We start from the raw sequence: 15,297 nt of genomic DNA, 5'->3' as shown, positions 1-15,297 counted from the left end.
GGGCAAGGACCAGTGCAATGACGATGTGGGTTTTCGGATATGGATCGCTGTTGTGGAACCCGGGATTTCCCGTGGCGCACAGTGAACGCGCGACCCTGCTCGGGTATGCCCGATCCTTCTGCATGAGCTCGATCCATCATCGCGGAACGGAGGATAAGCCGGGGCTTGTGCTGGCGCTCGATGAACAGGTTGAAGCCCATTGCAAAGGGCTGGCGCTGGCGGTTGAGGAGGGTCACGAAGACCGCACGCTGCACGAGCTAAGAGAACGCGAGTTGATCTCATCCGCCTATGTCGAACGTATGCTGGACGTGCATCTGGAGACGGGCAGTGTAGTAAATGCCGTGACTTACGTGATCGACGCGCATCACGTTCAGTATTGCGGCGGCATGCCGTTGGAGGATCAGGCCCGGATCATTGCACAGGCCGTGGGCGGGCGGGGGCCTAACACCGAATACTTGTATAACACAGTTGAGCATCTGGCCGAGATCGGGTTAAGCGATCCAGATCTTGAGTGGTTGTCGCAACGGGTTCGAAGCCTTACCGCATAAACCCTTGGCGTCACCGGCGGATTTTCGCTAGATTCGCGCTAGAGCAGGCAATAACCGGGAACCACGCGCATGGCGCAGGCACATCAGGGCGCGAGACCGCATTTCTCGCATCCCATTCGTCAAATTGTGATGATGTTGATCGCAATCGGGCTGTCGGGTCTTGGGGTCTTTATGGCGCTGCCTTACGTGCTTCCGGTCTTTTATGCGAACCCGTACCTCAACGGCTTCATCCTACTTGTCTTTGTGATCGGCGTGTTTGCCTGTTTTTATCAGGTGACACAGTTGATCGGCTCCGTCCGCTGGATCGAGGCCTTTGTGGGCGGGGTGGTGCGCGAAGACGCGCGCACGCCACAGTTGTTGGCACCGCTGGCCTCCTTACTGCGAGAGAGAGGCGCGCGTTCGCAGATCAGTTCCACCTCGAGACGATCCATCCTCGATTCCGTGGCCGAACGGGTTGAGGAAGAACGCGAGATTACACGTTACATCACCAATGTCCTGATCTATCTGGGCCTGTTGGGTACGTTCTTTGGCCTGGCCACCACGGTGCCCGCTATTGTGGACACAATCCGCAGCCTGAACCCGCAGGAAGGGGAAGAAGGACTGACCGTTTTCAATCGGTTGATGACCGGGCTGGAGGCCCAACTGCAGGGGATGGGCGTTGCCTTTGGCTCGTCGCTCTTGGGTTTGGCGGGCTCGCTGATCGTCGGATTGCTGGAGCTGTTTGCGGGTCACGGCCAGAACCGGTTTTATCGTGAACTCGAGGAATGGTTGTCCTCGATCACGCGTGTTGGATTTGCCGGGACAGAGGAGGGCGCAGGTGCAGAAATTGCAGTCCTGACGCCGGTTCTGGATGCAATGTCCGAACAGATGGATGCGCTGCAAACCCTGTTCTCGGCACAGGAAACAGACCGCGCCGAAGTTTCGGCCAAGCTGGGTCAGTTGGTCGACACCATCGGTGAACTGAACACACGTCAGTCCGAAACCGAAGGTGTCACGGCGGCATTGGAACGGGTGGCTTTGGGGCAAGATGCTTTGCTAGATCACATGCGAGATCACAGAGATTCCGGCGACGGGATCGACGCGGAAAGCCGCATGCGTCTACGGTCGATGGACGTACAGTTGCTGCGGATCCTCGAAGAGATTTCCGCAGGTCGTCAAGAGAGCATGAACGAGTTTCGCAAGGATGTCGAACTGTTGGTCAAGGCGTTGACCCTGCCGCGCGGCGCGGTGCGCACCACGCCGGAAGGCGAGTGACCCATGGCCCTGTCGCGGCGCACAGGTCAACGATTCCAGGGCTCGGTCTGGCCCGGCTTCGTGGATGCGATGACGGGGCTTTTGATGGTGCTGACCTTTGTGCTGACCATCTTCATGGTGGTGCAGTTTGTCCTGCGCGAAACCATCTCGGGACAGGAGGACGAGCTTACAGCGCTCTCCGATGAAGTTGCGGCACTCGCCGGCGCGCTAGGTCTCGAAGAACGCGAGAACAGCCGGCTCCAGGCGCGGTTGGGGGCTCTTAACACGACGCTATCGCAGGCCGAAGACGACCTGTCTCAGGCTCAAGCTCTGATTGCTTCGCTGACAACCGAGCGGGACCGGCAGGCTGCGGCACTGGATCAGGCCCAAACGAGAATTACCGATTTCGAGGCGCAGGTCGCCGCTTTGCTCGCAGATCAGGAACGGGCGCTGGGGGACATCGAGGCGCTTGAAACCCAGCGAGAGCAACTGCTGAGCGAGCAGGAGGCCCTGAACCTTGCTCTCGCGCAGAGCCGTGATGAGATCGATGCGCAGGCCGAGGCCGCGCGTCTGGCAGCGGCCCGTCGCGAAGCGCTGGAGGCTCTGGTCGCGGATTTGGAGCAAAGCGGCGAGGAGCGTGCCGCGCAGATTGCCGAACTGGAACAGCAGTTGACGGATGAAGAAGCGGCCCGACTTGCCGAGGCTGCTGCTGCCGAAAACTTGCGCGCCCGGCTGCAGGACGCAGACGCCGAACTCACGGCCATGACCTTGGCGCTTGAGGCGCAGCGCAAGGAGGCCGAAGATACCCTGACCCTTCTGGCGGCCGCGCAGGCGGCCAAAGCGGAACTTGAACGACAGTTCGGCGAACTGAACAACGAGGAGTTACAGGCGCGGCTGCAGGCCGCGTTGGCGGCGCAATCTCAGGCGCAGGCTGACGCCGAAAGCCAAAGGTCACTGGCAGACGAGCGCGAGGCATTGTTGGCTGTGGCGCGCGAGGCGATTTCCGTAGAAAAAGCGCTGTCCGCCAAAGCGCAACGCGAGACGGCTTTGCTGAACCAGCAGATTGCCGCCTTGCGCGGTCAATTGGGCTCTCTACAGGCCCTGCTGGATGATTTCAAAGACCGCAACGCAGCGGCCGAAGTTCAGATCCAGACCTTGGGGCAGGATCTGAACGCCGCTCTGGCGCGCGCGGCTTCGGAAGAACGGCGTCGGCGCTTGCTGGAAGAAGCCGAGCGCATCCGTCTGGAGGCCGAAGCCGAAGCGCTGGCCGGTCAAAACCTGCAACTGACGGCGCAGGCCGAAGACCTGGAGCGTTACCGCTCGGAATTCTTTGGGCGGCTGCGCGATGTGCTGGGCAATCAGGAAGGCGTCCGGATCGCAGGCGATCGGTTTGTGTTCTCGTCCGAAGTTCTCTTTGATACGGGCTCGGCGGTGTTGTCTGCTGAAGGGCGGCAAGAGGTGGCCAAGGTGGCCAATATCTTGCGCAGCGTCGCCGCCGAAATTCCAGAGGGCTTGAATTGGGTGATCCGAGTGGATGGTCACACCGACAATGTGCCCTTGGCTGGCTCGGGTCGGTATCGCGACAACTGGGAACTCAGCCAGGGTCGCGCCTTGTCGGTCGTTCGTTATATGGTGGATGCGCTGGGCATCCCGCCTAACCGGCTTGCGGCCAACGGGTTTGGTGAATTCCAACCCGTCAACCCGGCGGACACACCCGAAGCGAGGGCGCAGAACCGTCGGATCGAGCTGAAACTCACAGAGCGGTAACCGACAGTGTGTCTGGCAAACGGATACCGCGCCTACCGTCGGGCAAACTGAAAGCTCTGGTCGGGCGTGCCTTTAAAGCACCTCGGGACCACCGGGTAATCCTCGGTCAGAAAATAGGCGTAGGTTCCTGAAGGGTACTCTGCCGATACTGTGAATGCGCCATTGCACTGGTCGAGATTGCCGGTGCCCTCAACGTAGACATAATCTTCGTTGAACGTCCCGTCATGGCGCCCGTTGGGCATTCTACTGCCGGGTCTGTTCCCGGACTTCAGCCGGTAAGACGAAGTCATGTCGCTCACGCGCCCGTCGATCACGCCCGTCATGGCATAAATTGGAAACCCATAAGCCGCATAGCCGATCAGCGGCGAATGTGCGTCAGGTGACCAGTCCAGCAGCTCGACCAACCCGGTCGGCACGCCGTGATAGTGATACTTTCCGTTTGCCTGAACATGCGCGTAGTTTTCGTCGAGACCCAGCGCTATGGCGCCACCCAGCGCGTTGTAGGACCAGCCAGATCGCGGGTCGCCTTTCCAGAACTCGGCGGCCAGCGGGTCAAACACAACACCATTGAGCGAAACGCCGAAATTCCAACCCATGCGCAATGGCGTCACCGTTCCGTTCTGCTTCGGCGTTTTGGGAATGTTCAGGTTGACGCTCTGGCTGGTCATTTGATGCGGATTGCCGCGGTTGGGAAACTGCCCGACCAGATGATCCGGAATGCCGTTGCCCGACAGGCGCAGTTTCGATGCAGTTTCGTTGATCTGCGTACGACTGGCGCCTGGATCAACCGTGGCCGGAACCAGCCGCAGCGGTTGGGACTGTGTTTCGTCATGGTATCGGAATCGATGCTGTGCCGTGGCAATGACAGCAACAACGGATAAAGCAAAGGCGGTGCCACAAATAGCGACAATTCTTGTGTTCACTCCCAGTCTCCCTGATTGGTCGCCATGAGATTAGAACGATGCAGCAGAGTATTTCCGTCGCAGGTTTTTAAGCAGTTTAGCGGCATGCTAATTTTGGCCGCCAACTCAATCGAAAAACCCGGCGATGTCACATCGCCGGGTGTCCCATACTTCGAAATGGTGGTTTGGATCAGTCCGCAGTCAGCAGCGGGGGCTTGTCGCCCGGAATGCGGGGTTGATCTGGCCCCAGAATTTCTAGGTTCAATTCTCCCTTCTTGACCGAGACACGGACAACACCGCCTTTGGCGAGTTTTCCGAATAGCAGCTCTTCGGCCAGCGGCTTTTTGATATGCTCCTGAATGACGCGGCCAAGCGGGCGGGCGCCCATTTTGTCGTCATAGCCTTTATCGGCCAGCCACTCGGCAGCTTTCGGGGTCAGATCGATGGTGACGCCACGATCCAGCAATTGAGCCTCAAGTTGCAGCACGAACTTCTCGACAACCTGCAAGATGACCTCTTTCGGCAGCGGTGCGAATGAGATCACGGCATCCAGACGGTTGCGGAATTCCGGCGTGAACATGCGCTCGATCGCAGCGGTGTCCTCGCCTTCGCGCCGATCCCGGCCAAAGCCGATGGCCGCCTTGGCCTGCTCCTGTGCGCCGGCATTGGATGTCATGATCAGGACCACGTTGCGGAAGTTCACGGTGCGGCCGTTGTGATCGGTCAACTCACCATGATCCATGACCTGCAACAGGATGTTGAATACGTCCGGATGGGCTTTCTCGATCTCATCCAGCAGCAGCACGCAATGCGGATGCTGGTCAACACCATCGGTCAGCAGACCGCCCTGATCGAACCCGACATATCCCGGAGGCGCACCGATCAGACGGCTTACTGCATGTTTCTCCATGTATTCCGACATGTCGAACCGCAGCAGTTCCACGCCCAGCGTATCCGCCAGTTGCTTGGCCACTTCGGTTTTACCAACACCGGTAGGACCGGCGAACAGGTAGTTGCCGATGGGCTTTTCAGGTTCGCGCAGACCAGCACGCGCTAGTTTAATCGCGCTCGATAGAGCTTCGATCGCTTCGTTCTGACCGAACACGACGCGTTTGAGCGACACTTCGAGATCCTTGAGGACCTCGGCATCGTCCTTGGTGACATTCTTCGGTGGAATGCGGGCGATCTTGGCGACTACGGCCTCAATTTCTTTCACACCGATGGTTTTGCGGCGCTTGCTTTCCGCAACCAGATGCTGTGCTGCACCGGCCTCGTCAATCACGTCGATGGCCTTGTCGGGCAGCTTGCGATCATTGATGTAGCGTGCCGACAGTTCAACAGCGGTTTTAATCGCATCAGCGGTGTATTTGATATCGTGGTGCTTTTCGAAGTAGGGCTTGAGACCGCGCAGGATTTTCACGCTGTCTTCAACCGACGGTTCGTTCACGTCAATTTTCTGGAACCGACGCGACAGCGCGCGGTCCTTTTCGAAATGCTGACGGAATTCCTTGTAGGTCGTAGAACCCATGGTGCGTAGCTTGCCACCTTGCAACGCCGGTTTGAGCAGGTTGGACGCATCCATTGCGCCGCCTGAGGTCGCGCCAGCGCCAATGACGGTGTGAATCTCGTCAATAAACAGCACCGCGTCGGGGTGATCCTCCAACTCAGTAACAACAGCCTTCAGGCGTTCCTCGAAATCACCGCGATATCGTGTTCCGGCCAGCAGGGCCCCCATATCCAGCGAGTAAATGGTCGTGTTGGCCAGGACGTCGGGCGCTTCACCTCCAACGATCTTATGGGCCAGACCTTCCGCAATCGCAGTTTTCCCGACACCCGGATCGCCCACCAGCAGCGGGTTGTTCTTACGGCGGCGGCAAAGCACCTGAATACAGCGTTCGACTTCGGCGGCACGTCCGATCAGCGGGTCCACGTCTCCTGCGCGCGACTTTGCGTTCAGATCGATGCAGTATTTACCGAGCGCGCTTTCCTTTTGCTCTGAATCACCGGACCCGGACTGAACCTCTTCTTCGACCTGATCCGCACCAGAGACCGACCGGCTTTCACCGTAAGCCGGGTCTTTTGCCACGCCATGCGCGATGAAATTGACCGCATCATATCGGGTCATGTCCTGTTCCTGCAGGAAATAAGCCGCGTTGCTCTCACGCTCGGCGAAAATGGCGACCAACACATTGGCGCCTGTGACCTCGGTACGGCCCGAGCTTTGCACGTGGATCGCAGCGCGCTGGATGACGCGCTGGAACGCAGCGGTTGGAACGGCCTCGGATCCGTCGATGTCCGTCACAAGATTAGACAGGTCTTCGTCAATGAACTCGATCAGGGTGCTGCGCAACTCGTCCAGGTCCACACTGCACGCTTTCATGACGCGTATCGCGTCAGGTTCTTCCAGCAGCGCCAGCAGCAGATGCTCTAGCGTTGCAAATTCATGGCGCCGTTCATTGGCGGCTGCAAGCGCCGCGTGTATGGCTTGTTCCAATGTGCTCGAGAATGAAGGCACGCGGGTGCTCCTCTAGTATTGGGTCGGAAGGGCCGGGCTTTAGGCCGGATCCCCATCCCAACCATGTCCTCATACTATTAGAGTTTGGTTGATCGTGGCCCGGCTTCAAGGGTTTTCTTACACTTGACAGTCACATTTGTTGTGACCGTGACTGTGAAGAGAGGCAAATAGGCACTAAAACCGGTCTTTTCTAGCCCTGATTTCCGCAAAAACGGACGCTGTATCAGCCCCTTTCATTCCCAGATGTGCGAGAATCGCCGGGTCATCCGCGCGCAGAAACGGGTTTGTGGCTTTTTCAAGCGAAAGTCTCGAGGGCACGGTCGGCTTTCCTGCCGCGCGGGCGCGGTCAATATCTGCCATGCGATCCCGCAGAGCCGCATTGTCTGGATCCACCGTAATGGCAAACTTTGCGTTCGACTGTGTGTATTCATGACCGGAACAGACCAGCGTGTCGTCGGGCAGTGCCGCCAGTTTGCTGAGTGAGGTCCACATTTGCGAGGGGGTGCCCTCGAACAACCGACCGCAGCCCAAGGCCATCAGGCTGTCTGCGGTAAAGACCACGGCGCTGTCCGGCAGGTAATATGCGACGTGCCCGATTGTGTGGCCGGAGACATCCAACACGTGCACCGGCTCTCCGCCGATTTCGAATACGTCACCTTCGGCCACCTGAAGGTCCAGCTTGGGTAGGCGATGCGCATCCGCCGCCGCTCCGACTACCCTGGCGGGCTGTCGTTCAAGTATTTTGGCAAGGCCATCCACATGATCCCAGTGGTGGTGAGTCAGCAACACGTGACTCAAGGTCCATCCCCGGTCGCCCAACTCCTTCAGAATTGGGGCCGCTTCGGGCGCGTCGATCAGGGCAGTCTGGCCGCTGGCGGCATTGTGCGCAAGATAGGCATAATTGTCGCTAAGGCATGGGATTGTTACGATCTCAAGAGGCATGGCCTTTTGCCCTTTCATTGCTAGACTGCGCCCAGCTAAGCCGATTGTCCAGGTGTCCGCAATGCATCTTGATGTGCAGGATCTGAGGAATTTCTACTACCGCAGCACGCTCGGGCGCGCGGCGCAGGCTGCGATCCGTGGTCGGCTGACAGATCTGTGGCCCGAGGCCAAGGGACAGACGGTCGCAGGATTTGGCTTTGCGGTGCCTTTAATGCGTCCCTATCTGGCCGATGCCAGGCGTGTGATTGGCTTGATGCCCGGACCGCAAGGGGTGATGCCTTGGCCTGCGGGACTGCCCAACGTGTCCGTGCTGACCGAAGAAACCCTTTGGCCGATAGAAACCGGGCACGTGGACAAGTTGATCGTGATGCATGGGTTGGAGACCTCTGAACGACCAAATCAGTTGCTCGACGAGTGCTGGCGTGTCTTGGGACCTGGCGGGCGGGCCCTGTTTATTGTTCCGAACCGGGCAGGGCTGTGGTCGCGCTCGGACGTGACACCGTTTGGGTTTGGACATCCCTACTCGGCTTCGCAATTGGAGAACCAGCTGAGGGCGCATCATTTTGCTCCGGAAAATCATTGCTCGGCGCTCTATTTGCCACCTTCGTTTCGCCGGTTCTGGCTGAAATCGTCCGGGCTGATTGAAAAGACCGGCCAGCGTCTGCCGACCATCATGGCGGGCGGGGTATTGATGGTCGAAGCAACCAAGCATATCCGGCCGCCCAGCGGCAGCGTGACCAAGGATACAGCCCGACGCCCGATCAAGGCTTTGGATGGTCTCTTAAAGCCAGCTTAGCGATTTTGGCAGGCCGTTTTGAAAATTGGTTCCCGCTAAATTGCGAGAATTTCGCCACAGGAATCGCAAAAAGCTGCAACTTCGTAACATTTTTCAAACGGAAGAACCGGTCAAAAGGGTCGCACTTTGCCTAACCGTTTGAAAGTAAACGTTTTGTGCAAAAGTGACTGACCGGCATAACATATTGCTAGGTTGGTTCGGCTCTGCTAGACCCCCGTTGATTTTGATCCCCGGCCTTCTGGACGGGGTTTCTTCACGCCCCCGGGGTAGCTGCCGCAACGCGAATTCGGGGCCTCAAATATCGGAAGGGTGGACGTGTCCGAACCAGCTTCGATTTCCACAGGCATTGCCGAACGCTATGCCACTGCGATCTTCGAGATCGCCAAAGAGAATAAAGACCTCGCAGGTCTGGAAACCGGCATCAATGACTTGGCAGCAGCTTTGGACGAAAGTGCCGATTTGCGCGACCTAATCGCTTCACCGCTGATTTCCCGAGCAGAACAAGAAGGCGCAATCACCGCAATCGCCGACAAGATGGGTCTGCACACCATCCTGCGCAACACGCTGGGCCTGATGGCTGAAAAGCGTCGTCTGTTCGTTGTGCCGCAGCTGGTACAGGTGCTGCGCGACATGCTGGCTGAAGAGCGTGGCGAAGTGACCGCCGATGTCGCCTCGGCCAAGGCGCTGACCAAGACGCAACTGGATAAACTGTCCAAAACGCTATCCGAGCGTGTGGGCAAAACCGTGACAATCAATGCGACCGTTGATGAAAGCCTCATCGGCGGTCTTGTCGTTAAAGTGGGCTCGAAAATGATCGACAGCTCGATCCGTTCGAAGCTCAACTCCCTACAGAATGCAATGAAAGAGGTCGGATAAATGGGAATCCAAGCTGCAGAGATTTCTGCAATCCTGAAGGACCAGATCAAGAATTTTGGTCAGGAAGCCGAAGTGGCCGAGATCGGCCGCGTGCTGAGCGTCGGTGACGGGATTGCCCGTGTATACGGCCTGGACAATGTACAAGCCGGTGAGATGGTCGAATTCCCCGGCGGCATCATGGGTATGGCGCTGAACCTGGAAAGCGACAACGTCGGTGTTGTTATCTTCGGGTCTGACCGTGACATCAAAGAAGGTGACACCGTTAAGCGCACCAACTCGATCGTGGACGTTCCGATCGGTGACGAACTGTTGGGCCGCGTTGTTGACGGTCTGGGCAACCCGTTGGACGGCAAAGGCCCGATCAAGGCCTCGAAGCGTGGCGTTGCAGACGTCAAAGCCCCCGGCATCATCCCGCGTAAGTCGGTGCACGAGCCGATGGCAACCGGTCTGAAATCGGTTGACGCGATGATCCCGATCGGCCGCGGCCAGCGGGAACTGATCATTGGTGACCGCCAGACTGGTAAAACCGCTGTGGCGCTGGACACCATCCTGAACCAGAAAGTTTACAACGACGCAGCGGGCGACGACGAGTCGAAGAAACTGTACTGCGTTTACGTTGCGGTTGGTCAGAAGCGTTCGACCGTTGCGCAGCTGGTGAAGAAACTGGAAGAGTCCGGTGCGATTGACTATTCGATCGTTGTCGCCGCAACCGCGTCCGACCCGGCACCGATGCAGTTCCTGGCACCGTACGCCGCGACCGCGATGGCTGAATACTTCCGCGACAATGGCCGTCACGCTCTGATCATCTACGATGACCTGTCGAAACAGGCTGTGTCCTATCGTCAGATGTCGCTGCTGCTGCGCCGTCCGCCCGGACGTGAAGCGTATCCGGGCGACGTATTCTACCTCCACTCGCGCCTGCTGGAGCGTTCGGCGAAGCTGAACGAAGACTTCGGCGCGGGCTCGCTAACCGCTCTGCCGGTTATCGAAACGCAGGGTGGTGACGTATCAGCCTTTATTCCGACCAACGTGATCTCGATCACCGACGGTCAGATCTTCCTGGAAACTGAACTATTCTACCAAGGTATCCGTCCTGCTGTGAACACCGGTCTGTCGGTTTCGCGCGTGGGCTCGTCGGCTCAGACTGATGCGATGAAATCGGTTGCTGGTCCGGTTAAACTGGAACTGGCACAGTATCGCGAAATGGCCGCGTTTGCACAGTTTGGTTCGGACCTCGACGCCGCAACCCAGCAACTGCTGAACCGTGGTGCGCGCCTGACCGAGCTGATGAAACAGCCGCAGTACTCGCCGCTGACCAACGCGGAAATCGTCTGCGTCATCTTCGCAGGCACCAACGGTTACCTCGACAAGATCGACGTCTCGGATGTTGGCCGCTATGAGGCTGGTCTGCTGGCGCATCTGCGTGGTAAGCATGCTGACCTGCTGAAGTGGATCACCGACGAAGATCCCAAGGTCAAAGGTGAAGCGTCCGACAAGATCAAGGCAGCGATCGACGAATACGCCGCAACCTTCGCTTGATAGGAGGTTCCGATGCCTAGTCTGAAGGACCTTAAAAACAGGATCGAGTCGGTCAAATCGACCCGCAAGATCACCAAAGCCATGCAGATGGTCGCGGCTGCAAAACTGCGCCGCGCCCAGGAATCTGCCGAAGCCTCGCGCCCCTATGCCGAGCGGTTCAATGCCGTGATGGCGGGGCTGGCGGCGTCGGTTGGGGGCAGCGACAGCGCCCCCAAGCTGCTCCGTGGTACGGGCAGTGATGATGTGCATCTGCTGGTTGTGCTGACAGCTGAACGCGGTCTGTGCGGCGGCTTCAACTCGAACATCGCCAAGCTGGCCCGCCAAAAGGCGGACGAGCTGCGTGCCAAAGGCAAGACGGTCAAGGTTCTGACCGTCGGTAAGAAAGGCCGTGATGCGCTCAAGCGTGATTTTGGCGATCTGTTCGTTGGACATGTCGACCTGAGCGAGGTCAAGCGTATTGGCTACACCAACGCGCAAGACATCGCCAAGGACGTCCTATCCCGCTTTGACGGGGGTGAGTTCGATGTTGCCACGATCTTCTATTCGAAGTTCGTCAACGTTGTGACCCAGATCCCGACGGCACAGCAGGTCATCCCCGCCTCGTTCGAGGACGAAGCGGCAGGTGACGACAGCGGTGCCATTTTCGACTACGAGCCCAGCGAAGAGGCCATTCTGGCCGACCTGCTGCCCAAAGGGGTTGCGACTGCAATCTTCTCGGCTCTGCTCGAAAACGGAGCGTCGGAACAGGGTGCACGGATGTCCGCGATGGACAACGCAACGCGTAACGCGGGTGAAATGATCGACAAGCTGACGATCCAGTTCAACCGCTCGCGTCAGGCTGTGATCACCAACGAGCTGATTGAAATTATTTCCGGCGCCGAAGCGCTGTAGAGACAAACCGGAGACGAAACATGGCGAATGCAAAAGGCAAAGTCACACAGATCATCGGGGCCGTCGTCGACGTGCACTTCGAAGATCAGCTGCCTGAAATTCTGAACGCGCTGGAAACCACCAACAACGGCAAGCGCCTGGTGCTGGAAGTTGCTCAGCACCTGGGTGAAAACACCGTCCGTACCATCGCGATGGACGCGACCGAAGGCCTGGTCCGTGGCGAGGAAGTCACCGACACCGGTGGCCCGATCTCGGTGCCGGTCGGCGACGCGACGTTGGGCCGAATCCTGAACGTTGTGGGCGAACCCATCGACGAAAAAGGCCCGGTCAACGCATCCGAATCCCGGGGCATCCACCAGCCCGCCCCTGCGTTCGACGAACAGTCGACCGAGAGCGAGGTTCTGGTGACCGGCATCAAGGTTGTGGACCTGCTGGCCCCCTACGCCAAAGGCGGTAAGATTGGCCTGTTCGGCGGTGCCGGCGTTGGTAAAACCGTTCTGATCATGGAGCTGATCAACAACATCGCAAAAGTGCACTCGGGCTACTCGGTGTTTGCGGGTGTTGGCGAACGGACCCGTGAAGGCAACGACCTGTACTGGGAAATGATCGAATCGAACGTGATCAAGCCGGACAACCTGTCGGAATCGCAGGTGGCCCTGGTTTACGGACAGATGAACGAACCTCCCGGAGCGCGTGCGCGTGTTGCTCTGACCGGTCTGACCCTGGCCGAGCAGTTCCGCGACCAGTCCGGTACCGACGTTCTGTTCTTCGTCGACAACATCTTCCGCTTCACACAGGCGGGCTCCGAGGTTTCGGCTCTGCTGGGTCGTATTCCTTCGGCGGTGGGCTACCAGCCAACACTGGCGACCGACATGGGCGCCCTGCAGGAACGCATCACCTCGACCAAGTCGGGCTCGATCACCTCGGTTCAGGCCATTTATGTTCCTGCGGACGACCTGACCGACCCTGCGCCTGCAACCTCGTTTGCGCACTTGGACGCGACCACCGTTCTGAACCGCGCGATCTCGGAAAAGGGTATCTACCCGGCTGTTGACCCGCTCGACTCGTCGTCGCGTCTGCTGGACCCGGCCATCGTTGGTGAAGAGCACTACGCGGTTGCGACCGACGTTCAGCAGATCCTCCAGCGCTACAAGTCGCTGCAGGACATCATCGCCATCCTCGGCATGGACGAACTGTCGGAAGAAGACAAACTGACCGTTGCACGCGCCCGTAAGATCGAACGCTTCCTGTCGCAGCCGTTCGACGTTGCCGAAGTCTTCACCGGTTCGCCGGGCGTTCAGGTTCCTCTGGACGTGACCATCGCATCGTTCAAAGCTGTTGTCGCTGGCGAATACGATCACCTGCCCGAGGCAGCCTTCCTGATGGTTGGCGGCATCGACGATGTGGTCGCCAAAGCCGAGAAGATGGCCGCAGAAGCCGCCTAAGGAGCAAACCTGATGGCAAACACAATGCAATTCGACCTCGTCAGCCCCGAGCGGAGCCTTGCTTCGCTTGAGGCCAGCGCGGTCCAGATTCCCGGCGCGGACGGGGACATGACGGCGATGCCTGATCATGCCCCCACCATCACAACCCTGCGCCCCGGTCTGCTGAAGGTTGAAGCGCCCGAAGGGTCCAGCGAATACCTGGTCACTGGCGGGTTTGCCCAGATCAACGGCGACAGCCTGTCGGTTCTGGCGGAAAAGGCCATTCCGGTTGCAGAGGTGACTCGGTCTCATCTGGATGAGATGATCGAAGAGGCGCGCGCCTCGCACGAGGCCGCCAAGGCCGGTGATGATCAAACCATCGTCGACGATGCTGCGAAGCTGCTGGCCGATATGGAAGCCCTTGGGACGCATATGAGCCTGTAACGGCCTCAGAATGTTAGTGTTTTTAGACGGCCCAGTGAAAGCTGGGCCGTTTTTTGTCGTGCTTTTGCTAAAAGCTCGGGATACGTTGCGGGAATTGTTGAACGATGATGACAGTATGAAGAAATTTCAGACCCATCCCATCGGCATCGATCAGGGCGAAGAAGTGCTGTTCTCCGAGTTCGCCGAAGGCGGAGACATGTGGACCGGAGATGGCCCCCGCGAACGTCGAACCGCGATCCGCTTTAGCGAGCCATTTCGTTCGGTGCCTTTGGTGCAGATTGGCGTGTCACTGTGGGATGTCGATACGTCGTCAGCGCTGCGTGCCGAGGTGCAGGCCGAAGACATTACACCTAATGAGTTCCACGCAGTGTTTCGGACGTGGTCCGACACTCGTATTGCACGGATACGGGTTGCCTGGATCGCAATTGGCGAAGTCGCGCATGTAGATGATTGGGATGTTTCATGAGCGCATCGGCTTTTCCTGCTGTGCGAACGCTACCTAGAGCACAGCGGGTCCGTACCATGCCGTCACCGGATTGCCGTCGTTGGCGGCGGATCGATTTGCTGCCCACAACTGCGTTCCCAAATCGTAGTGCCACCACTCGAACGCGTAATTGGTGAACCCGGCGCTACACATCGCCCAATACAGCAGGCGGCGGTTTTGCAGCGCTTCCAGTTCGCTCAGGGTCAACTGCCCGCAATCACCACCAACCGTTTCGAGACGCTCTTCAAAAAACCGCGTGTGGGTGACGGCTGCGGGATCGTCAAACACACCGCCAAAGAATAAGTGTTCCTTGGTTTCCAGATTACGTAGCGTCAAGTCGATGGCCCCGCCGGTGATATGGGTCGGCCATGTCCGTGGATCGGTGACCTCAAAACGGCGCGGGTCCGAACAATACTGGCCCGCGAATGCGACGCATGCTTCCTTTGTTGGATCGGGTAAGGTTGTTCGGGCCTCGGACATGAAGAATGCCCACAGGTCTTGCTGCACCGCCAATGGCCGAAATCCATTTAGGGCAAAGAATTCAATACCCAAATTGACCAGTTCTTCGTTGATGTCTGAAAGCCTGTCGGCAAGCGATTCGCGAACACGAACTTGCGGCTCCGAAGTCGATAGCGACCGGCGATAGGGCGCGTTCAAACCGTCGCGCCGCGCATAGAAGTTAAGGCCGGACACACCGTAATCGCTGAGATCTACCAATGGTTCCTGCGCGCGGTTATCGGTCAGATCGACAGATAAGTCCTTGTAGTCCAAGGCCGTTGGCGGGTTTGCGATTCTGGGAATTGGGCGGTCCCGAAACTTCGAGTAATCCAGCAACAACCTGTCCCTTTTGACTGTACTCTTCGCGGCGCAATACCTGAATATTGCAGCCAAACACCGCACGGCAGTCAAGTAAGTTGAGCGGATTTGATCGAAACG

General features: G+C 58.4%; 14 protein-coding genes. 10 read left to right on the top strand and 4 right to left on the bottom strand.

What is annotated here, in order from left to right; genetic code table 11:
* The first annotated feature begins 17 nt into the window (after positions 1-17).
* From ACR3ES_RS20125 to ACR3ES_RS20115, 3 genes are all read left to right on the top strand, one after another.
* A complete protein-coding gene (locus ACR3ES_RS20125; protein WP_170429333.1) occupies positions 18-548 on the top strand; it encodes a gamma-glutamylcyclotransferase in 531 nt (176 codons plus the stop codon).
* A gap of 69 nt (positions 549-617) precedes the next feature.
* Entirely contained in the window at positions 618-1,802 is a 1,185-nt protein-coding gene (locus ACR3ES_RS20120; protein ID WP_170429335.1) for a biopolymer transporter ExbB, read from the top strand.
* Between the two features lie 3 nt (positions 1,803-1,805).
* The gene (locus ACR3ES_RS20115; protein WP_170429338.1) at positions 1,806-3,548 is read left to right on the top strand and encodes a peptidoglycan -binding protein; all 1,743 of its coding nucleotides are present in this window, start codon (positions 1,806-1,808) and stop codon (positions 3,546-3,548) included.
* A 32-nt stretch (positions 3,549-3,580) separates the two neighbouring features.
* Here ACR3ES_RS20115 and ACR3ES_RS20110 read toward each other — a convergent pair whose 3' ends face one another.
* The 3 genes from ACR3ES_RS20110 to gloB form a co-directional block, all read right to left on the bottom strand.
* Positions 3,581-4,471 (bottom strand): YHYH protein, encoded by an 891-nt coding sequence (locus tag ACR3ES_RS20110; protein WP_480424311.1) that lies wholly within the window; start codon positions 4,469-4,471, stop codon positions 3,581-3,583.
* A 169-nt stretch (positions 4,472-4,640) separates the two neighbouring features.
* Positions 4,641-6,965, bottom strand: a complete 2,325-nt coding sequence (gene clpA, locus ACR3ES_RS20105; RefSeq protein WP_170429345.1) for an ATP-dependent Clp protease ATP-binding subunit ClpA — start codon at positions 6,963-6,965, stop codon at positions 4,641-4,643.
* A gap of 174 nt (positions 6,966-7,139) precedes the next feature.
* Positions 7,140-7,907: a hydroxyacylglutathione hydrolase gene (gene gloB / locus ACR3ES_RS20100; RefSeq protein WP_170429348.1), complete on the bottom strand. Its 768-nt coding sequence runs from the start codon at positions 7,905-7,907 to the stop codon at positions 7,140-7,142.
* A gap of 61 nt (positions 7,908-7,968) precedes the next feature.
* Between gloB and ACR3ES_RS20095 the strand changes: the two genes are divergently transcribed.
* From ACR3ES_RS20095 to ACR3ES_RS20065, 7 genes are all read left to right on the top strand, one after another.
* Positions 7,969-8,703 carry a methyltransferase domain-containing protein gene (locus ACR3ES_RS20095; RefSeq protein WP_170429351.1) on the top strand — a complete coding sequence of 245 codons (735 nt, stop codon included), beginning with the start codon at positions 7,969-7,971 and terminating at the stop codon, positions 8,701-8,703.
* Positions 8,704-9,018: 315 nt separating this feature from the next.
* The gene (locus ACR3ES_RS20090; RefSeq protein ID WP_170429354.1) at positions 9,019-9,579 is read left to right on the top strand and encodes a F0F1 ATP synthase subunit delta; all 561 of its coding nucleotides are present in this window, start codon (positions 9,019-9,021) and stop codon (positions 9,577-9,579) included.
* Complete coding sequence (atpA, locus tag ACR3ES_RS20085; protein WP_170429357.1) at positions 9,580-11,118, top strand: F0F1 ATP synthase subunit alpha; 1,539 nt, start codon at positions 9,580-9,582, stop codon at positions 11,116-11,118. It abuts the gene before it with no gap.
* A gap of 12 nt (positions 11,119-11,130) precedes the next feature.
* On the top strand, positions 11,131-12,009 hold the full coding sequence (locus tag ACR3ES_RS20080; RefSeq protein ID WP_170429361.1) for a F0F1 ATP synthase subunit gamma: 879 nt from the start codon (positions 11,131-11,133) through the stop codon (positions 12,007-12,009).
* Positions 12,010-12,029: 20 nt separating this feature from the next.
* The gene (atpD, locus tag ACR3ES_RS20075) at positions 12,030-13,454 is read left to right on the top strand and encodes a F0F1 ATP synthase subunit beta (protein WP_480424304.1); all 1,425 of its coding nucleotides are present in this window, start codon (positions 12,030-12,032) and stop codon (positions 13,452-13,454) included.
* A 12-nt stretch (positions 13,455-13,466) separates the two neighbouring features.
* The gene (locus ACR3ES_RS20070; RefSeq protein ID WP_170429367.1) at positions 13,467-13,877 is read left to right on the top strand and encodes a F0F1 ATP synthase subunit epsilon; all 411 of its coding nucleotides are present in this window, start codon (positions 13,467-13,469) and stop codon (positions 13,875-13,877) included.
* A gap of 115 nt (positions 13,878-13,992) precedes the next feature.
* Positions 13,993-14,343 carry an H-type lectin domain-containing protein gene (locus ACR3ES_RS20065; protein ID WP_170429370.1) on the top strand — a complete coding sequence of 117 codons (351 nt, stop codon included), beginning with the start codon at positions 13,993-13,995 and terminating at the stop codon, positions 14,341-14,343.
* Positions 14,344-14,376: 33 nt separating this feature from the next.
* Here the strand turns inward: ACR3ES_RS20065 and ACR3ES_RS20060 are convergent, their stop codons facing one another.
* Positions 14,377-15,195, bottom strand: coding sequence for a M15 family metallopeptidase (locus ACR3ES_RS20060; protein WP_170429373.1), 819 nt, complete (start codon positions 15,193-15,195; stop codon positions 14,377-14,379).
* Positions 15,196-15,297 lie beyond the last annotated feature (102 nt).

It is taken from the genome of Ruegeria sp. B1 (genome assembly GCF_056535885.1).
Note: the sequence above shows the minus strand (reverse complement) of the source record. Positions and strands in the feature narration are given on the sequence as shown.